This is a genomic window from Mycetohabitans sp. B3 (assembly GCF_021498065.1).
Classification (GTDB): Bacteria; Pseudomonadota; Gammaproteobacteria; order Burkholderiales; family Burkholderiaceae; genus Mycetohabitans.
The window spans coordinates 111776-133120 of sequence record NZ_JAHLKN010000035.1; the positions used below are offsets into that span (position 1 = coordinate 111776).

16 protein-coding genes are annotated in these 21345 nt (G+C 51.9%); all 16 read left to right on the forward strand.

Features of this window, described 5'->3' with window-relative positions; genetic code table 11:
- Positions 1-38: 38 nt before the first annotated feature.
- A complete protein-coding gene (locus KQH55_RS10570) occupies positions 39-1109 on the forward strand; it encodes a phage tail sheath C-terminal domain-containing protein (protein ID WP_235090826.1) in 1071 nt (356 codons plus the stop codon).
- A 61-nt stretch (positions 1110-1170) separates the two neighbouring features.
- Positions 1171-2583: a phage tail sheath C-terminal domain-containing protein gene (locus KQH55_RS10575; protein WP_235090827.1), complete on the forward strand. Its 1413-nt coding sequence runs from the start codon at positions 1171-1173 to the stop codon at positions 2581-2583.
- A 47-nt stretch (positions 2584-2630) separates the two neighbouring features.
- Complete coding sequence (locus KQH55_RS10580) at positions 2631-3872, forward strand: phage tail sheath C-terminal domain-containing protein (protein WP_235090829.1); 1242 nt, start codon at positions 2631-2633, stop codon at positions 3870-3872.
- On the forward strand, positions 3869-4327 hold the full coding sequence (locus KQH55_RS10585; RefSeq protein WP_235090838.1) for a phage tail protein: 459 nt from the start codon (positions 3869-3871) through the stop codon (positions 4325-4327). The genes KQH55_RS10580 and KQH55_RS10585 overlap by 4 nt, the downstream gene beginning before the upstream one ends.
- Positions 4324-4512 carry a DUF5908 family protein gene (locus KQH55_RS10590; protein WP_235090840.1) on the forward strand — a complete coding sequence of 63 codons (189 nt, stop codon included), beginning with the start codon at positions 4324-4326 and terminating at the stop codon, positions 4510-4512. Before KQH55_RS10585 ends, KQH55_RS10590 begins: the two co-directional genes overlap by 4 nt.
- A complete protein-coding gene (locus KQH55_RS10595; protein ID WP_235090841.1) occupies positions 4509-5207 on the forward strand; it encodes a hypothetical protein in 699 nt (232 codons plus the stop codon). The genes KQH55_RS10590 and KQH55_RS10595 overlap by 4 nt, the downstream gene beginning before the upstream one ends.
- Entirely contained in the window at positions 5204-6877 is a 1674-nt protein-coding gene (locus KQH55_RS10600) for a phage baseplate assembly protein V (protein WP_235090843.1), read from the forward strand. Before KQH55_RS10595 ends, KQH55_RS10600 begins: the two co-directional genes overlap by 4 nt.
- An 18-nt stretch (positions 6878-6895) precedes the next feature.
- Complete coding sequence (locus KQH55_RS10605) at positions 6896-7312, forward strand: GPW/gp25 family protein (protein ID WP_235090844.1); 417 nt, start codon at positions 6896-6898, stop codon at positions 7310-7312.
- Positions 7309-7728: a hypothetical protein gene (locus KQH55_RS10610; protein ID WP_235090845.1), complete on the forward strand. Its 420-nt coding sequence runs from the start codon at positions 7309-7311 to the stop codon at positions 7726-7728. The genes KQH55_RS10605 and KQH55_RS10610 overlap by 4 nt, the downstream gene beginning before the upstream one ends.
- Positions 7729-7772: 44 nt before the next feature.
- The gene (locus KQH55_RS10615; protein ID WP_235090846.1) at positions 7773-10475 is read left to right on the forward strand and encodes a hypothetical protein; all 2703 of its coding nucleotides are present in this window, start codon (positions 7773-7775) and stop codon (positions 10473-10475) included.
- Between the two features lie 2 nt (positions 10476-10477).
- A complete protein-coding gene (locus tag KQH55_RS10620) occupies positions 10478-14326 on the forward strand; it encodes a WD40 repeat domain-containing protein (protein ID WP_235090847.1) in 3849 nt (1282 codons plus the stop codon).
- Positions 14327-14567: 241 nt separating this feature from the next.
- On the forward strand, positions 14568-15032 hold the full coding sequence (locus tag KQH55_RS10625; RefSeq protein ID WP_235090848.1) for a hypothetical protein: 465 nt from the start codon (positions 14568-14570) through the stop codon (positions 15030-15032).
- Positions 15033-15116: 84 nt separating this feature from the next.
- Complete coding sequence (locus KQH55_RS10630; protein ID WP_235090849.1) at positions 15117-16658, forward strand: WD40 repeat domain-containing protein; 1542 nt, start codon at positions 15117-15119, stop codon at positions 16656-16658.
- Between the two features lie 46 nt (positions 16659-16704).
- Complete coding sequence (locus tag KQH55_RS10635; RefSeq protein ID WP_235090850.1) at positions 16705-18360, forward strand: contractile injection system tape measure protein; 1656 nt, start codon at positions 16705-16707, stop codon at positions 18358-18360.
- Complete coding sequence (locus KQH55_RS10640) at positions 18357-20414, forward strand: ATP-binding protein (protein ID WP_235090851.1); 2058 nt, start codon at positions 18357-18359, stop codon at positions 20412-20414. Before KQH55_RS10635 ends, KQH55_RS10640 begins: the two co-directional genes overlap by 4 nt.
- A 14-nt stretch (positions 20415-20428) precedes the next feature.
- The gene (locus tag KQH55_RS10645; RefSeq protein ID WP_235090852.1) at positions 20429-21325 is read left to right on the forward strand and encodes a DUF4255 domain-containing protein; all 897 of its coding nucleotides are present in this window, start codon (positions 20429-20431) and stop codon (positions 21323-21325) included.
- Positions 21326-21345: the final 20 nt, after the last annotated feature.

A 21345-nucleotide genomic window follows, 5' to 3' on the forward strand; every position in this document is an offset into this window, starting at 1 on the left:
TGGTTAATTGGTCTGTGACTTGATTTGAGGAGTGCATGATGAGTGATTACAATTGTCCTGGCGTCTATCTTGAAGAAGATGCCAGCCTGGCTTTATCTATCGCAAGTGGTGCGACGGCCGTGCCGGTGTTCGCGCACAATGGCGAACTGATCAAGGATACCACGGTGGTGCGAATAAACTCGTGGTTGGATTTTGTGACGTCGCTCAAATCACAGCCTCCAACGACAGATTTGCTGTATGTGTCATTGAAAACGTATTTTGAGAACGGTGGCGGCTATGCGTATGTGTGCCCGACTAATAAGTTGGAAGAGCAAGTGCCAGGGTACGACGACATCACGCTGATTGTTGCGGCCGGCCAAGATGTGAAAGCGGCGGTCGGTCAGCTATGCAAGGAAGGGGAAACTCGGTTCGCGTTGCTTGATGGGCCCCAGACGGAATTAACGGCAGTGCCTAGCACGATCATGGACGGCTATGATAACTCATCCTATTCGGCCGTCTATGGGCCGTGGCTGACTGCGAATTGGACGACGATACCGATTCCGCCGAGCGCCGCGGTGGCCGGTGCGGTGTGCACAACAGACCGAGAGCGGGGCGTGTGGAAGGCGCCGGCCAATATTGGCCTGAAAGGCGGCGTGCGGCCTAATCAGAATGTGTCGGACACGGCGCAGGGCACCTATAACACTTACGCGAAGCCGCTCAATCTAATTCGGGTGTTTCAAGGCACTGATCCAATAATCTGGGGCGCGCGCACGTTGGCCGCCGAGGCCGATACTACGCGCTGGCGCTATGTGCCGGTGCGACGCTTATTTAACGCAGCTGAAAAAGATATCCGTAAAGCGATGCGCGTCGCGGTGTTTGAGCCAAACAGCCAACCGACGTGGGAGCGGGTGCGTTCGGCGATTGACAATTATTTGCATAGTATCTGGCGTCAAGGCGGGTTGATGGGCACCAAGCCGGAAGAGGCCTATTTTGTGCAGATCGGTAAGGGCGTCACGATGACGGATGACGATATCCTGCAAGGGAAAATGATTGTTAAGATCGGTATGGCTGCGGTGCGTCCGGCAGAATTTATCGTTCTCCAATTTACGCAAGGTATGGCCACTGCGTAAGGCATACTGCTGGCATCTCGTACGAAGCAGACTGAAATAACGATTAATGTGTGGGGCTATGATGCCAACGAATGTCAGTTATCCAGGTATATATATCGAAGAAGATCAGTCATTGGCAATGAGCGTGCCAGCAGGCAAGACAGCGGTGCCTGTATTTGTAGGTGTATTCAGAACTCCGCAAGGAGCATGGGCGGATCCAAAAAAATGTGTTCGAGTTAACACGTGGCTCGAGTTTAAGCAGAATTTTGGTAATTCTGCTGTTCCAGCGGTTACAGTAACTCCACCTGGAAAAGTAGTAGTAAAGAAAGGCGGCAAATCGACAGATTCGGATGGAGGTGCTGGAAAGGAAGACGAGGATTCAGATTACGCTGTTAAAATTGATTATAAAGAGTATTTGGGATCTCTATCTGTTAGGCATTATTTCGATAATGGTGGTGGGGCTTGCTATATATTGCCGTTGGATAAAATCGGTAAGGATGAGAAAGCGTTTATTGTTCCTACTATCGAAGCTTGCTCCGAAATTTCTTTGCTGTGTTACTGCGAGATAACGGATAATAAGAAGGATCAAAGCATTTATAGTGAGTTAAACAGCCTTCTAAATAAGAAAAAAGGCTACTTCCTGCTGGTTGATAGTTACGATGGCGAGCCGCCCAGCGGGTTGATGAGCGAGCAAGTCGCTGTCTATTACCCGAGCTTGCAAACGACCTACCAACGGCCATATGTGGATGACGCACTGATTACCATTACGGGCTATCCGGGCGTAAACAACCTGGCCGAACTCAGGGAAAAGCACGATACAGTCAGTCAAAACCTTTGTGAAAAAATTGACGAAGCGCTAAAAGCGAAATTAGAAGACGCACCAGTATATTTGCGTGCCAGTAGCGCGATCGCGGGCGTTTATTGTAAAACCGATCGAAATCGCGGCGTGTGGAAAGCGCCGGCCAATATGGCGTTCATTAATGTCGCTGGATTAGTGCAAGTGGCAATAGTTGGTAATAAGCCCACCTTCACGCCTGTTACTGTGACCGAGGCTGACCAAGGCAAGCTCAACGGGAACGGCATCAATGCCATCCGCGCCTTCAGTGATCAAGGCTTTGTGGTCTGGGGGGCACGCACGCTTGCGGCCCAGGACCCCGAATGGCGCTATATTCCAGTGCGCCGTTTGTTCAATTCGGTCGAACGCGATATTCAGCAGGCGATGCGTACGGTGATGTTTGAACCGAATAGTCCGCTCACTTGGGAAAAAGTACGTTCAGCAATCGATAATTACCTGTACAGCCTATGGCGCTTGGGCGCGTTAATGGGGACCAAGCCGGAAGAAGCGTATTTTGTGAAAATTGGCCAGAACATCACAATGACCGAAAGCGACATCGATGCGGGCACGCTGATTGTCAAAGTAGGGATGGCCGCAGCACGTCCCGCCGAATTTATTATTTTGCAGTTTTCGCAAATTCTGGGAGGCGACGCATCATGAACGGTAATGCGTCACGCCGCTGTCAGTTTGCGATTTGAGTGAGTGTCATGGATTCTCCTTTCTCACCCGGCGTGGTATTTTCTCAGGAGCCGGCCGTGCCAACTCCAACGGAGTTGCCTACGGCGGTGCCATTGTTTGTCGGGTATACGGATACCCCAGAGGAAAGCAAGGCACCGACCGTGTATAACATCGGTACTTTCGCAGACTATCAAGATCAGCTCGGCGGCCCTCCACCAAAAGATTGTTGTCTAGCACTTTATAGCACCGTACGGCACTATTTTGATAATGGCGGTGGCCGATGTTATGTGCTGTCGGTCGGCTCGTATGCATCGGTTAAGCAGGCGACACAGGAAGCAATCGCGCAGGCGTTGCAGCGTGACTTGGTAAGTGCGTTAGCTCAGGCATCCGAGGCCACCTTGCTGGCAATACCAGATCTAGTATTGCTGGAATCAGGTGATGAGAATGTGCTTGTCGATCACTGGACCAGGGTTTGGGAAAAGATGCTGTGCGTTCATCGACACCAGCGTGGTGTTTTCGCCCTGCTTGATGCTCCATCGGATCCCGATGTAGCGCGCCAATGTTTGGACCGCATCGCAAAAGCGGGGCTGGACGAAGCGCTGGCGCACGGTGCAGCCTATTGGCCACAGTTGGTCACCAATTATGAAAAAGACGACGGAAGCTGGATTACCGTGCCTCCGTCAGGCGCGCTGGCAGCGGCTATTCAATGTACGGATCGTGAACGTGGGATCTGGAAAGCGCCCGCAAATGTGCTTTTGGCTCGCGTGATCCGCCCCGCACGACCTTACCAACAAGCTGGCGTGTTCGGCCAGGAGCCGAAAATTAATTTGATTCGTAGTTTTCCCGCGCGTGGTGTGCGCATTTGGGGATGTCGCACATTAATACAATCTCCTCCGTGGTGCTATGTGCAAGTGCGCCGGACGCTGTCCTACATTGAAGCGCATCTGAGTGAAATCGGCCGCTTTGCAGTGTTTGAGTCCAACAATGCAATCACCTGGTTCAAACTTAAGGCGTTGGCACGAGCATGGCTGCGCCAACTTTGGCAGGCTGGCGGCTTATTTGGTGCGCAAGAAGATGAAGCTTTTCGGCTGTTGCTGGGGTTGGGCGAGAGCATGACCGAAGAAGATGTTCAAGCCGGCCGTTTGATCATGAAGGTTTTTCTTGCTGCTTATTATCCAGCCGAATTTATCGAGTTGCGCCTGCAGCTTCAAACTTCGGAAAGCATGATGTCGCCTGACATGGCACCTCCTCATAAGAGTGTGATGCGATGAGCGATCTTTTTGAACCTGCGGTAGCGCACCGTTTTATCGTCTCTGTCTTCTTTGATAAAGTGCCCAGCCCAGTGGATTTCCGTTTTCAGCGCATCTCTGGCCTGAACCGGGAATTACAAGTTAGCAGCCGGCATGAAGGGGGAGACAACGTCGGTAACGTACATTTGCCCGAGCGAGTTGTCCACGGCAACCTAATTCTGGAGCGAGGGGTGATGACGTTGACGCCGCTGACCTGGACATTCAATGATGTGCTGAGTGAATTTAAGAGCCGCTACGCCAATGTGGTCGTGTTGCTTATGAATCACGTCGATGTTCCAGTATGCAGTTGGACCTTTACGCAGGCGTTGCCAGTGCGCTGGCAGACAGGCGACTTGGATGCAACCAGTAACACTGTATTGATCAATACACTGGAGTTGGCTTACCGTGAGATGCACTGGTTAGGAGCTAAAGCATGACGCTCGAAATTCGGGAGCTGGTTATCGAAGCACGGATAGCCGATGCTGCGCCAGCAGTAGCGGTGCAGAATGCTGAAACACGGCTCACGCTGCAGCAAGAAGAGCGGCTCATCGAGGAGGTGGTACGCCGTGTACTGACGCAACTTCGGGAAGAGTTGCGGGAAAATGGAGAGCGGCATCTATGAAAGCCTTCGAGCGCAGCCTGGCCAAACTCACGATCCGTGCTTATTTGGACCGTGAACTCAAGCGTGAGATCGGTCACATCCAAGCTATGTATAATCCCGAGGCGCTCGAGTTGAACTATGAGGCTGATTATCAAGAAAACCAGGCGCTAAATGACTCGTCACAGGTCAACTATTTTACCGGGCTGCGACCAGGCCGGCTAAGCCTGCAGCTACTTTTCGACAGCCAGCTACCAGGCAATACCCAGCCGGTCGACACTCAATTAACCGCATTGCGGGCGTTGTGCGGCATTGTCGACGGACATAGCCAGGAGACACGCTTTTTGCAAGTCAAATGGGGCAAGCTCAGTTGGCACGGTGATGGCTATTTTGCCGGGCGGATGGCCAGCATGTCCGTGTATTACACGTTGTTCGACCGAGATGGCGCTCCGCTGCGGGCCAATGTGACGCTGGTGTTGAAAGAAGACCGTAGCATTGTTCTGCAGCAGTCCGCGCAAGGCCGTTTAACACCGTCCCCATCAGCCGTACAGGTGCAGGGGCAAGACACGCTGCCACTCATTGCTAGCGGTGCATTGAGTGCGCAGTCGAGCACGGTGGATTATTTGGATTTGGCGTATACGAATGATCTGGACAATCTAGGTGCAATCGCGCCGGGACAAACGTTGGTCTGGCCACCAAGTGGTGGAGGGGCGTCATGAGCAGCGGGCCAGCCACGGATCTGACGATACTGTTTCAGGGTCAGCCGCTTAAGTTTTTCAAACCCGTGCGGATCGAGACACGTTATACGGTTCAACATATTCCATCGGCATATTTAGTGTTGGAGCCGACGGGCGATGCACATAGTGATCTCTGGAAGCATAGTTCGGAAGATGCGGCACGATGCCAGCCGGGTACGGAGGTGCATATCCAGTGCAAGCAGACAACGCTGTTTTCTGGCGTTGTCGTGCAGCAGACGTGGCGTTGGCACGACCGGCAACTCGCGCTACGGCTGAAGCACCCGCTGCATCGGCTGGTGAGCACCTATCGCAGCCAGCTATTCGAAAACCAGAGCGACGCCGATATCCTGCGACACTTGCTGCAAGCACAGCGCATCTCGGTTGGCACAATCGATGGCATGACCGCTAAGCAGCCGCAACTGGTTCAATGGGCGTGCTCTGATTGGCAATGGCTGCGTAGCCGGTTAAGCGCCTACGGCGTATGGCTGATGCCCAAGCCTGAGCAACTCGAGTGCCGTTTCCCGAAATTGGCGGCCCGCGCCGATCATAAGCTTATGGCCAGCCGATCGTCGGATACGCAGGCGGCAGTTATCGATGCCGAATGGCAATTTAGCAGCGAGACCCAACCGTCATCGCTGACAGTGAATTATTGGGATGTGGCACAACAAGCGATGTCGCGTACAGTGCGGGCCAACGCTTCAAGTCTGGGCCAGGGAGGCCTGGATCCTACCAAGGTTGCGGCCTTGAGTTCACTGCCTTGGCAATTAAGCCATGCGGTGCCATTGACGCCAGCTGAAGCACAGGCACAAGCCGATGCACGGTTGCTCGCGCAACATGCCGCCGCTGTGCAGGCGCGTTTGACAGTGCTGGATTCGGCCGAATCGCTCCAGTACGAGCTGGGACAGACTTTAGCGCTCGAAGGTTTTGAAAAGCACTTCGAAGGTAAGGGCATTATTAGCGAAGTGCGGCACCATTGGCAACGGGGTGCATTGCGGACCACTGTGGCGATCGGCCAGGATGCATTGCGCGCGGTCGATGCCGGCTTGTTGCCGCGTGCCCCTGGGCTGACGATTGGCGTGGTGCAGAAATATCGAGCTGATCCGAGCAATCTTAACCGGCTGCGCGTCAGTGTTCCCGTGCTGGGCACTGAACCGCTTTGGGCGCGGCTGGGTGCGCCATACGCGAGCAATGGCAGCGGGCTGTGCCTGTATCCTGAACCGGGCGACGAAGTTGTGCTGGCGTTTCTGGATGAAGATCCACGCTATCCGGTGATACTGGGTGCAATGCATAACCCCAAAAACAAAGCGCCATTTCCTCCCAGTGAGGAAAATGCAAAAAAAGCCCTAATCTTTGTGCGAGGTGAAACGCAACAGGGCTTGGTATTCGATACACAAGAAATTTCCGCCGTGCTTGAGAGCGGCAAAGATCGATTGACTTTGCATAAGGGCGGGCAGATTGACAGCGAGCAGAATATCGCGATTAACGGCCAAAAAATCGATGTCGTGGCTAAACAGTCGCTTACGCTAACCAGTAACGAGCAACAGGTCGCAATTAACGGGCAAAAAGTCGCTATCCAGGCGAAGCAGCAATTTACGGCTGAAGGCACGATGGGTGTCACGCTGAAAGGTGCCAAAGTAGACTTGACTAATTAAGCATGCGTGGTTAGAGCGATGAGTGATAAGACCAAAGATATATATGGTCGTGGTTGGTGTTTTCCAATCACTTTTACCAAACAAGGGGTAAAAATGGTGGCTGATCAGCAAGACATCGAGCAAAGTTTGCAAATCCTCTTTAGGACGCAGCCCGGTGAACGCATTATGCGGCCCCACTACGGATGTGATTTACAGTCGGCTGTTTTTGAAAACATCAGTGAAGCATTGTTCGCGGAGTTGCGCACGCGGATCATCGACAGTGTGCTACAGCATGAGCCGCGAGTGATCGTCGAGGACGTAACGTTTACACGGGCTTCGGAACAGCCAAATTACCTGCATGTTCAGGTCGCTTACCGTATTCGGGGTGCAGACAGCGTGCATAGGTTCAATGGTCAGTTGGATATCGGTAACGGCCGTGCAGGAGGATTCGTATGAGCGACATCATTGTGATGGATGGCGATACTTTGTTGTTTGAACCGATGTTTGGCAACCGGCAAGTGATCGTGGCTGCCCCGGTCATGATTCGAGGTAGCGGTCACGCAACGGTTAGCGGCCGTCCGGTTTGTGTGTTGGGCGATGAGAAAAAAGTCCAGGCACAGGCGCAATACCTGATACCTGGCTATAGTCCCGGTCAAGGACTGGTGAGCATTCTGCAACTGTTGCCTAATCAGCAAACTCCGCGCTGCAACAGTGGTGCGCCTATTTTGCTTAAAGGTCAGCAGTTTATCGCCCGTTTTACACCAACGCAGCCGGCGATTATGACTAATCCGCCCAACAGCCCTGATGTGCCAACGCCAACAATGGGTAAAGGACGCTTTATGACGACCCAAATGTTTGCGCGAGCGGGTTAGACCGCCTATCTGGACTTTGGGTAACTTAAATCTGACTTGACCTTATGGCATTGCAGCAAGACACACCGTTTGTACTCGATGATCGCACGATCGCTTGTCGTTTGCGTGACTGGCAAAAGCAGTGCGAAAACACACCCTTTAAGACGTGGGAAGGTTCGGCGGCTAAGCTTTCCTGGGCAGACGTGCTATTTCAAGAACCAGACAACGTCGAGCGTCTGATTCAATTGGCCGAGGACCCAACGCAAAGCAATGGTCAATTACCACCTCATCAGGCGTTGCTGTTGGCGTTTTTACAACTGCTGCAGACACCGCAGGCGTTATTAAACGCGCTGCCTGCACAACACCGGCAGTTTTATTATCGCCAGGCCTTGGGACTGCGCGAGCGTGTAAGCGTTGCCGACCGGGTAGTGCTTTCGTTCCAGCTTAATGACGATAGACCTGAAAGGATGTTGCCAGTTGGGCTCTTGGTCGACGCCGGACAAGACAGTGATGGCACGCCTCGGCGCTATCAGCTGGACCAAAATTTATTGGCCAACCAGAGCCGGTGGACCGACTTGCGTTGGTGCCGGCCGGCACCAGGCGGTGGGGCTGGCAGTTATCGTATTGTGTATAGCGCCCAGCAGCCTTGGCCAACGGCAGGCATTCGGCTGTTCGAGCAGGGTGATACGCGCGATCCGACCATCGTCACGGGCCGGGTGCTCAGTAGTCCTGCGCTGGCGCTATCGGGTGGCACGCGCACACTGACGCTCAAGTTGGGCGGAAACGTGGATAACGTAACGCAGTTACACGCGTATGCCAGCAGCAATGGGAAATGGATTCCGTTGAAGACGACTGCTACTGGACAAACGGATCCTCAATTTACATTGGATGCCGATGCGCCAGCGATCAGTGCATCGCCAGGATTAGATGGTTTTACCGATACCGCTCCGCTGCTTAAGCTCATTGATTCTAGTGGCCAAGCGGTGCCCGAAATTAAGCAGCTAAGCATCCAGGTCGAGCAATTACCCGACGCACGGCTGAGCACCGATGACGGGGCTGCCAAATTGACCGAGCGTGTTTACCCTTTTGGCATGGAGCCGTTGATTGGCAGTAGCGTGTATTTGACTGCTGCTGATTTCTATAAGCCAAAATGCGAGATCAAGCTGACTCTTACGCCGGAGTGGTTGGACTTGCCTGCAGTGTCTTTTCCAAAATGGTATGAAAATTATAAGGACGTAAACAGCGTCAAAGATAATGACGTGTTCAAACTTAAAGCGACGGTTGGCTCAATAACAAGCTCATGGAGCGAGATCCATCCAATTTTTTCGAGTATTGAGACGACAGGTGAGCCAACATCGCAATCACTGCAGTTTACGTTCCCGAGCTTCAATGCTACTGCGTCTACCAGTCTTGATCCTCGAGAATGGCCGCAATATCTGCGTTTGGAATTGGCGGGACAGGATTTTTTACATAAAGAATATTGGCAATATTTAACCGCGCCTGCAGAGCAAGATAGTAAAAAGGTGCTCAATCCGCCGTACACACCTCAATTCAAAGGCCTGCGTGTAGACTATCAGTGTGACTATACGCTGTCACCTGACATCGATAAGCAGTACGTGTTGACGCCATTTGGGCATGCAGATGCCGAGGAAGCTGTTAAACAACGTCAAATTTATCTCGGTTTTGAACATCTTTTGCCTGGCCAAGATCTCGCTTTGCACTGGCAGCTTAGCAGCGCGCAGCGGCATACAATTGTTTGGGAATATTTGTGTGACAGCAATCAGTGGAAAAGCTTAGATGCTCAAGTGCGGGATGACACCAATGGCTTATTCCGCCCCGGCTTATGGTCGGCCACGCTTCCTGACGACGCGAGCACTCATGCCTCCGCGATGCCTCCAGGGCGTTGTTGGATTCGGGGTTCATTTGCGCATGAGGCTGAATTCAGTGAGGTTGCATTAAAGAGTGAGGCTGTATCGAATTTTCCGTGGATTAACGGTCTTCATACCAATAGTGTAACGGCAACGCGTGTGAGCGGAGGCGACCTGGAGGTTGCATTGCCTGCAGGCACAATTACTCGCACTGTCGAGTCCTGCGATGGAATTCAAAAGATTGAACAACCGTGGCCGTCCGAAGGCGGACGAGGCCCGGAAGATGAAACCGAGTTTTTAGCCCGGATAGCGCGACGGCTTAACCACAGGAATCGCGCGTTGACCTGGCGCGATATTATCGCGCTGCTGCACGATCGTTACCCGGAAGTGTATGACGCACGGATCGCTCAACCCCAAAAGCCTAGCAATTTGGCAGAGCCGCCGATACAGCAATTGGTCATTATTCCAGCGCCAGGACAACGCGACAATACTGATGCGCTGCGACCGATGTTTAACCCTGCACGGCTACAGACGATGCAGAAGGATATGCGCAGCCGTGCTTCGCCGTGGCTAGCCCTCTCGCTATGCAATCCGCAATATAAAAATGTTGCGTTGGATTACGAGTTAACTTTTAATGACAGCCTCAATCCGCATTACGGCTATCGGCAGGTCAAACTCGCTTTAACAGCCCACTATATGCCTTGGGCCGACGATGCAAATCATCGCACGGTAACGCTTGGTGAATCCCTCGACTACTATGCGCTGCTTGCTTTTATTCAACAACTGGAATGGGTTAAAAGTATCAGTAAGCTGACGCTTGATGGCAAAGCTGAGTCGGCAGCTGCACAGGCGCTAGAAGTGTTGATACTTGATATTCCCGATTATTCTAAGCCGCGCTAAAGATGGATAACTTGATTTTAGACAACTTGAATCGCGTGCCTGCCGCAGTGCGGCGTCAGATTCACTTCGATACCCTTTTGGAAACGGCGAGTCAGGTGTTGGCTACGTATGCCGGCAAGTCCTGGAGTGACAAGGCTGAACATGATCCCGGTATCACATTGTTGCAAGCCTTAGCCTATGGCGTGTCCGATCTGGCTTACCGGCATACGCATCCGTTGGTGGACTTACTCATCCCGGCTACGTCCGGATCGCAAGCACGGCAGGCGCAAGGAGTTTTTCCAAAAACATTTGGACCGCAGTGGGCGCTGACCTGTACGCCAATTACCGCGGAAGATTATCGGCGCGCGTTGCTGGACCTGCACAGCGATAAAGAAAGTGATCCTTTCTACTTTAGAAACATTCAGTTGGTGTGTGAGTCCGCCGAACAATATTACACTTATTGGTATAACGTTAAAACGCGTCAATTCCAGTTTAGTAACAGGGATGCAGCGCAGAAGCTTCATCTACTAGGCGGTTATCAAATCTTTGTCGAGCCAAGTCGGAATGCTAATTTAGTGCAGGCTCAAGAGGCGCTAGATAAGTTTTTAATTGAGAATCGCAATATTTGTGAGCAGGTGCGTACCATCACTTGGCTGAAGCCGCAGCCTGTTAACGTACAGGTGGAGGTGGATCTGGACGATGACTGTCAAGATTATGAGCGTGTGATGGCCGATATTTACACACTCGTCGATGATTGGATCAGTCCGAAGCCGGCACGCTCGGCGTCCGATGTGCTGATAGCGGAAGGGTGGTCTACCGACGATATTTACGACGGTCCCTATCTAAATCATGGTTGGATTACTGCGTTGCCGCCAGCAGTGGACTATCGTAACAAGCAAACCGTAGACATCAGCGGGCTGGTCTGCCACTTATTGAACGTGCGTGGTATTGCGCGGATCCGCACACTGCACTGCGGACAGAACACCGGCTGGACTCAAGATATTCCAGCACAGCACTATCCCATGGCTTGGGGTGATCAACCAATTGAGATATTGGCAGGGAAGGACTCACCAGTCAAACTGTTTAAACGTGGGCAACACTTGTTGCCCGAAATTAAAAACATCCGTCGTTATGTTAAAGCCCCTAAACTGATCGATGATGTATTACCTATGCTGCCTATGGGGCGTGACCGCAATGTGGGGCAGGCGTTATCCGTAAGCGCGCTGCTGCCATCTTGTTATGGATTGCAAGATGCATTAGAAGATGCAACGCTCACAACTGATGAAACACTGCAACGTGAGAATTTACGTCAATTCTTGCAGCTATTTGAGGATTGCCTGACGACGGAGCGTCAGCAATTGGCTACGCTTCCTCAGCGTCTGGCCTTTAATCGGGATCATCAGAAAGTCGAAGAACAGGAGCAAGCTTATAAGAAAGAACTGGAGACTATCGACGCGCTGCTGCGCTATTTTGGCGGCCAAGTTGCGTCTCCTGTGTTGTCCTCCAAAGGACTGCTTGATTCCGATTTTCTTAAAACGCAGCAAAATTATCTCTCCCAGTTTTGCGATTTGACTTATCACCGTGCCAAAGTTCGGATTGATAAGACCTTTCCTCTGCTCAAACGCATTGCGGCTCGGCTCGGTATCGAATCGAACGATCCCCAGCTAACCAATAAAATAGATTCTCAATCGGCTAAATCGGATATTTACTTGGTTGAATATCGTGCGTTGTTGCCGCAAGCGCCCAATACAGACTTTGTGAATCAGATACCGACTGATGTTGATGTTAACGACAGTGGCAGCTTGAAGCTTTTTTTTGCTAAAATTGATGCCGAATGCTTGCCTCAAGCGGGGCAACTGATTCAATTAAAGGGCGCGCAAGTTAATATTAATTGGGCCTTGGTAACTCAGGCGGACAAAAGTCAAAAATTCATTGAGTTGGATGCCAAACAAAATGCCCATTTGAAGCGAAATGCTGAACGTATTAAAAAGAATTTATCAAGCGTGCAGTGTAGCTACTGCGATGTTTGGTTGCACGATATGGACTTCCGGTTGGAGTATGCTGATGATCAGAATGGTCTTGACGATAATAAGCGGCAAAAACGCATTCAAATCACTCTCAGTCCAACTGTGCTGAAAGCGGGCAACGATATCATTGTTGAGTCAGCCAAAATTATTGCATCTCGGGAAAAGGGATCTGACGCCTCCATCAGTGATGTCCCATTGCATGCCACTATCCGTTCCATCGATGTGGCCAAAGGTTGCTTTATAGCTGAGCTCCAGGACCAGCAGGCCACTTGGCCAGATACGCCCAGCTCGTATCTCTGGTACATTCCAAAGGATACGATTGAGGATCAGTTTTCATTTGGAGTGGGCATCGTTTTTAATCGGGACCAGTTGCTCAACGTCGCCCGACCGGGCGATGTGATCGCCTGGGTCGAACAGATTGTGCGTGAAGAAATTCCGTGTCACATCGCCACAAATATCCACTGGCTTGACAACAACGAGTTTAAGCAGTTCAGCCAAAACTATCAGGCTTGGCAAAACAATGGTGTTCCGTTGGGCCAAAAATCTTACACGTTGTTACGGCAACTTGCTTTAGGCCGGCTGCCCGATGAGCCGGAGGGGATCGGCACGATGCATATCATCACTCGTGAGGAGTTGGTCGACGCCACATTGGTTGATCCAGCGACGCATGAATGGAAAACGGAGGAGAACGTCAAGCAGGCTGAAGTGCTTTACGTTCCCAAACTAAAGGATTGCTTTGGTAATGGAAAGAGGTTAACTGCTTCGGACGGGGCTGCCATCGACCAATTTGGCTTTAGCGTTGCTGTAAGCGGTGACGGCCAAACGCTGGTTGTGGGAGCAGTTTCCATCATGCAACAAACTGGATCAGCATATGTGTTCGTGAAAGAAAACGAGACATGGACAGAAAAGCAAAAGCTGACTGCTTCGGACGGGGCTGCCTGGCATGAATTTGGCTGTAGCGTTGCTATAAGTGGTGACGGCCAAACGCTGGTTGTGGGAGCACGCACCGGTTGCGGTAACGGCGGTGCCCAAACTGGATCGGTATATGTGTTCGTGAAAGAAGATGGTATATGGATAGAAAAACAAAAGCTGGTTGCTTCGGATGGAGCTGTTAGCGATCATTTTGGCATTAAGGTTGCCATAAGCGGCGACGGCCAAATGCTAGTTGTGGGAGCATCTAATAATGGCGTTGGATCGGCATATGTGTTCATGAAAGAAGGCGGTACATGGACAGAAAAACAAAAGCTGAAGTTTTCGGACGGTACCGGTAGTGTTGCTGTAAGCGGTGATGGCCAAATGCTGGTTGCGGGCTCATATAACTCACCATATGTGTTCATGAAAGAAGATGGTGCATGGATAGAAAAACAAAAGTTAACTGCTTCGGATGGAGCTGCCTGCGACCAAATTGGTGGTAGCGTTGCTGTTGCTGTAAGCGGTAATGGCCAAACGCTGGTTGTGGGCGCACCTTACAACAATAACGGTGGTGCCCGAACTGGATCGGCATACGTATTCGTAAAAGAAAACGGGACATGGAAAGAAAAGCAAAAGCTAACTGCTTTGGTTGAGACTGCTGTTGACTGCTTTGGAGCTAGCGTTGCTGTGAGCGACGATGGCGAAACACTATTTGTGGGAGCATATAGCAATTCCAATAATAAGTTTGCAGCGGCATATGTGTTTATGAAAGAGGAAAAAGGGTGGAAACAAAAACAAAAGTTGACTGCTTTGGAAGGCGAAGTGGGTTTTGGTGTTGATGGTGCTATAAGCGGTGACGGACAAATATTGCTTGTGGGAGCAGAAAACTACCCCGGTGTGGGAAAGGCATATATTTATGAGTCGTCCGTTTAACGGATTACGATGACAGTGTGATGTGATGATGCAGGGAAGTTGGAATTTTATCAATGAGCGTTACCGCTATTCATAGCGTACTCATGATTCTATGCGTACGCTCCGTTAAGTGGAGTAAGGTGGTCTTGCGGCGTTGTCACACCTTATTTCACCAGTACTTGCGGAGCAAAGGGCGATCTGTAAGCTCATGTCCAGCCGCTGCGCACTTGAAATCCAGTGAGTATTCAACCAAGGTATCTATATGGAAGACCAATCGCAACAGAACCCGACTGCCCCAAAGCAACCTCCGATGGAGTACGATGCTCAACAGCTGACGCTGATACAGAGCTTAAAAGAGAAGTTCAGTGAAGGACATATCCCTACGCAGCAAGATTTCAGTGACTTAATCGATATGGCATCGGTGGGGTATGCTGCTGTGGGTATGCAACCGGGTGGTAGTAAACAGCCGGGATTGGGCTTGGAGTTGGATGGCAGCCAAAGATTATCGGTAAAAAACGATAATTCGGCATCTGAGGATGGTATGAGCGGGGGGCTTAGCATTAGCCCAAACGGCTTGAGTGTGTTCATCGATCCGAGTTCAGGTTTGCAGATTGATGCAGAACATCGAATGGCTGTTGACAAGGATGCACTGCTTTCTGTTAATGCCTTTAAGCAATTGAGTAAAGCTGATCGACGAGCAATTTATCAGCTGCTTCAAGCAGACTGAAGTGCTTTACGTTTCCAGGCCTGTGAGCTTTTGATGAACTGCTGCGCAACCGTAACCCAGTGAATATTTAAACAAGGTATCTATATGGAAGATCAATCGCAACAGAACCCGACTGCCCCAAAGCAACCTCCGAGGGAACACGATGCTCAACAGGTACCTCTGACACAGAGTTTAAAAGAAAAATTCAGTGAGGGGCATATCCCTACGCAGCAAGATTTCAGTAACTTAATCGATATGGCATCGGTGGGGTATGCTGCTGTGGGTATGCAACTGGGTGGTAGTAAACAGCCGGGATTGGGCTTGGAGTTGGATAGCAACCAAAGATTATCGGTGAAAATCGATAATTCGAAATCTGAAGGAGGCATGGGGGGAGGGCTTAGCATTAGCCCAAACGGGTTGAGTGTGGCCATCGATCCGAGCTCAGGTTTGCAGATTGATGCAGAACATCGATTGTCTATTGCTAAGGATAAGCTGCTTTCAGTCGATGCTTTTAAGCAATTGAGTAAGGCTGATCGACAGGAGATTTATCGGCTGTTACTGGAATCGTGCAATTTCATTTATTATATCGGAGAGAGACTGACTGCTTCAAGCGGGTCTGCTAGTGGTCAGTCTGTCAACGACCAATTTGGTTATAGCGTTGCTGTAAGCGCTGACGGCCAAACGCTGCTTGTGGGAGCACCCGTCAATGACCACGGTAACGTTTCCGGCATTGGATCAGTACATGTGTTCATAAAAGAGAACGAGACATGGAACCACACACAAACGCTGACTGACGGGGATAACGGCAGCCAATTTGGCTATAGCGTTGCTGTAAGCGACAACGGCCAAACGCTATTTGTGGGAGCATCTAACTATGGCACTGGAGTATCTCCGGGCCTTGGGGCAGTATATGTGTTTATGAAAAACGGCGAGACATGGACAAAAACACAAATGCTGCACGGCTGGGATGCCAACGAGGGCTTTGGTTGTAGCGTTGCTGTAAGCGGTGACGGCCAAACGCTGCTTGTTGGATCATCCAACCGTCGCTATAGCGGCAACAATTCAATTGGGTCGGCATATGTATTTCTGAAAGAGAATGGGGAATGGAACTACGGACCACAAACGACGCTGTCTGCTTCTTACGGTGCTGACTACCAATTTGGTTGTAGCGTTGCTATAAGCGACAACGGCCAAACGCTGCTTGTGGGAACGTCCACTGTAGCGGCATATGTGTCCGTGAAAGAGGGCGAGACATGGAAGCTCCAAAGGCTGGCTGCTGGCGACGGTCAATTTGTCTCTAGCGTTGCTGTAAGCGGTGACGGCCAAACACTGTTTTTGGGAACATTTACTGGAGCAGTGTATGTGTTTATGAAAGAGGGCGAGACATGGAAACAAACAGACAAGCTGACTGCTAACGATGGCCAATTTGGTTCTAGCGTTGCTATAAGTGGCGATGGTCAAACGCTGCTTGTGGGAGCACGCGCTGGAGTGGCATGTGTGTTTATGAAAGAGGGCGAGACATGGGCACAAAAACAAAAGCTGACTGCTAACTACAGTGTTAGTGTTGCTGTAAGCTACCACGGCCAAACGCTGCTTGTGGGGGGCGGTGAGGGAAATGCATATGTTTATGGACATCCGTTTAAATGATTATGATGGCAGTGTGACATAATGAGTGGGAATTGGAATTTCACTAATGAACACTGCTGCGATTAATAGCGTACGCATGATTTTACGCATACGTTCCGTTGATCATGGTGAGCTGATCTTGCAGCGTTGTAGTATCTTATTTCACCAGTACTTGCGAGATGATCTGGAACAGGTATTGGCACTTTCGCCGGACGCTTTGACGTTCTCCATTGACCGATTAGTTTTGGATGTCGGTACGCTCAGTTGTACGCATTGGGAAACGGAATTGCGTCAGCAACTAATCACGCAACTAAGGCAGCGGTTGGGTAAGATAGGTGCATCTACTTCGCGTGTCTACTTACAAGTCGAGCAGCGCTCTCCCGCGGTACAGGCAGGCGATGTGGCTCATAAAGTGGCCGATAGACAAGCCTTCGGCCACCTGGTCTTCAATGCCTTGCGCAGCGCAACCCTGTCTGATCGAGCATGGCTAGCGCGGTTATGCTTGAATCCGGTGATGTTACAGCGTCTACAGCAGATGCTTGACCCTGACACGCTCCAGCGCATTGCGCACGCGCTCGGCGGCGATGAATGCACACCCGTGCTTAGCGACGCATCGGAGATAAACACGTCGCAAGCACGCCGTAGTACAACGGTCTGGACATGTGAGCGGGTCTCGGAAGTGTTATTGCACAGCGCTAAATCATTTTTTCAACACCATCCCGAGCAGCGCTTGCCCACGATACGGGCGGGCGCTATGGCCCGCGAAGCGGACGATGGACAAACCTTTGATCATCTGATCTTCGAAGCCTTGCGCATCCGAACGCTGTCTGATCGCGCATGGCTGGCACGACTGTGCTTAAATCCTGAGATGGTAAAGCGTCTACAGCAGATGCTTGATTCTGACACGCTGCAGCGCATTGCGCGCACGCTCAACGGCGATGAGTGCCCCCCCGCGCTTAACGATGCACCGGGATTCAACACGCCGCAAGCCCGCCGTAGAACAACGGCTTGGACCAGTGAGCGATTTACGGAGGTGCTGTTGCATAGCGCTGAATCATTTTTTCAGCGTTATCCCGAGCAGCGCTCGGCTGTGCCTATGGATGTTTGGCCGGTGAGCAATCACAAGACGGCCTTGCTTTCCCGGCCGGGGCCGCTCACTGCACAGCAGCCTCTACCTGCATCTCAGCCTGATCTGTCCATCGATAAACCACTGCCTATCAGCGGTGCGGGCCTTGTATTGTTTTGGCCATTGCTACCCACTGTGTTGCGACGCCTGGGTCTGGTGGCAGAAAAAACATTTATTGATGAGGCAGCGCAATACGGCGCCGTCAATTGGCTCAATCGCTTGATATGGGGTGATGACGCTGTCCTTGAATCGCGTGCGTTGTTTAACAAGGCGCTATGCGCGTTACCGCTGGATGCGCCATTTACCGAGGCACCACTTGAAACTGAGCGGCTCGCCGAACTGAACGCGTGGCTCGATGGGTTACCGATGAGCCTACCAGGCTTGCAGCGTTGTGGCGTGCCTGACATACGGCAACTGTTTTTACAACGGACAGGTTATTTGACGCAACGTGCCGGGCAATGGACCGTGCATGTCGACACCGATGCCAGCGACGTTTTATTGCGCGACATCTGCTGGCCAATGCAAGCCGTACTGCTGCCATGGCTTGAAAAGCCCATTGCGATCGATTGGGCGCTAACCGACAATGCATACCAATGAAAAACGACTTACCTGGCCTCAATATACCGACGGACGTGATGAGCCTTCTGTCGCATGTCGAACGGCTCGACTTGCTGCTGCAGCGTCGGTTGCAAACGCTCGAGCAGCATCCGGATGATCGTTTGATGCTGCATGCGCTGATGTTATCACCCGAAGCGCTTGCTGAGCGCCTTGAGCGACCGACCGGTGTACCAGCCTGGTTTGTCCCGTCTCACGAGACGATGCCGCCGCCGCCACCCACAACCGGTCGATTGGCTCAGGTAGTCGCGCGCTTTGGTTTGTCAGACCTTGAGCGCGACCTGTTGATACTTAGCTTGTTACCTCGCTTAGATAGCCGCTACGGAGCATTATTGGCCTATGCGCAGCAAGACGAGGCGCGTCGTTGGCCTACGCTGGATTGGGCGTTAAGCTTATTGTGCCCGGATAACCAGACCCGCCTTGCGCAGCAGGCGCGCCTGGGCGCCGACGCGCCGCTATTTGCGCACGGTCTAGTGCGTCGGCCGAAAACGGGTGAAGTACTGCAGGACCTCAAAATTAACCCATCTGTTTATTACTATCTGATTGGCGGCGATGTGGCATTGCCCGCGCGTTGCGCCGATTGGCTAACGCCGGTAGCTGGTGCGCATGCGCCCGATTTTATCGCCGCGCTCGCGCGCGATTGGCGTATGCCTGACACGATCAGCCCGGTGGTCGCTGTAAAAGGCGAGGGGGGAGGCGCGGCGCTTGCCGAGGCTGCCGCGTCAGTGGGGCGTCGCGCGCTTCAGCTGAATTTAGCTAGCTTACCCGACGAAGACGATGACGCATGGGCCGTACTGGATCAAGTGCTACGTGAAGCCCGCCTGTGGGATCTATGCCTGGTGTTGGCCGCGTCCGATGTATTGGCCGACACGCGGCCTCGGCTGTTTGCGCCGTTTGCGCGTCAAATCGCCGCGTATCCAGCGCCAGTGGCCGTGCTCGTCACCAGTCAACCCGTGTGGTTAGGTGCACGCGCGCAGGTGTTTCACGATATGCCGCCACGTTCAATGGCGCACGATGTGAAATGGTTGCGTGAACAGCTGGCTCCATGGACAAAAGCATCAGAAGTCGCCAAGCTGGATTTGGACACGCTGGTGCAACGCTTCCGGCCAACTCCGGAAACGGCAACGCATACATTGCAAGAGGCAGATGGTTACCGTCGGCAACGCGGCCAAGAGGCCGTGTTAGAGATGGCAGATCTAACAAAAGCATTTGGATTGCGCGCACAGCGTCAGTTTGGCTCGCTCGCGCAGCGCCTAACGCCCAAGCGGAATTGGGATGACTTGATGCTGCCCGACGACGTGCAACACCAGTTACGGGAAGTCCGGGCGGCAATCCATCATCGGGAAAACGTGCTGGAACGCGGTTTTGCACGCAAGCTTGGGAACAATACCGGTATTAGCGCGCTCTTTTACGGCGACTCGGGTACCGGTAAAACTCTGGCGGCTGAGGTGCTGGCTGGCGAGCTCGGCGTTGATCTAATCCGAGTCGATCTATCGACGGTAGTCAACAAATATATCGGCGAAACCGAAAAGCATCTGGCGCGGATTTTTGATTTGGCTGCAGCCGATTCAGGGATTCTATTCTTCGATGAAGCCGATGCGCTATTCGGTAAGCGTAGCGAAGTCAAAGACGCGCAGGATCGCCATGCCAATATTGAAGTGGCTTACCTGCTACAGCGGCTCGAAGCCTATCCTGGGCTGGTGATCTTATCGACAAATCACCGTGCGCATTTAGACGATGCGTTCACACGCCGGCTCACGTTCATGATCCGTTTCACTTTTCCCAACGCGGCAGTTCGCGAACGGATGTGGCGCGCGATCTGGCCCGCCGCTATCGCGCTAGCCAACGATGTGGATCTAACACGACTCGCGCGACAGGCTGAAATTACCGGAGGTAATATTCGCAATATCGCGTTGTTTGCCACTTGGTTAGCTGTCGACGAAGGCGCACCCTGCGTGGGACGTGTGCACCTCGAGCGGGCGGCGCAGCGTGAGCTAGGCAAAATGGGGCGCCTATGGGCGCGGGATGACAACTAAGCTGGAACGAACGAATGGACATAACCAGAAAATCGGATGATAAGATACTCGAATTGAACGAACGGATTCAAGAAGCAATCGAGTTATATGTTCCGAAAGATTTGAATTTGACAATCCGTTTCGACTTGCCGGAACAGGGGAAGGTCAACGACCCTACGGTCAGCGTGTTTTTATATGATATCCAAGAGGATTTGCAGCTGCGCAACAGCGAGAGCCGGTTCTATGACCCAAGCACAGGCAAAGCGGCGCCTGGCTGTGTACAAGTGCGTTGCTGCTATCTGATCACATACTGGGAAAAGCCCCAAAACAGCGATAGCCCAGCGGTGCTGGGCGCGAGAAGTGACGCGATGGTCCGGATGAACTGGGTGCTCAATGCATTGGTCAATCACCGCACGTTGCCGGGTTTGTCTGCCTATTGCCGAGTTCTGCCGCCAGCTGAACATTTAACAAGTTTAGGCGCATTCTGGCAGGCGTTGGATAACAAGCCGAGACTCAGTTTGAGTTATATGGTTACCGTGCCTATCACGCTGACCGATCTAAGTGAACCATCTCCCCCTGTACGTGAACCTATTAGTGACGTGCAACCCAAACCAGCGATCGATTTATACCGGCAGGCTGAGCATCTATTGCGTGACAAGCTGAGCAATGCAGTTGACGGAATGAACGGGGATGCCATTGAACTTGAAAAAGTAAGGATTTGCTGTAATCCGATACCGGGGCAAAATATGATTGACGTTAAGTTGTCAGGCGTTGTATCGAAGGACATAAGTGAGAAGATCACGCAAATCGCCAATGCGTGGCGTGGTACGACCATCTCTCTTGCAGAGGGTGTGAGTTTGACCATCGAGAGTGTGGATGATACAGCAGCTAAACTGCGCATAGTAGAAAGCGAATCGGATTCTCACAAATAAGGTCCGACACTACTTAAGCT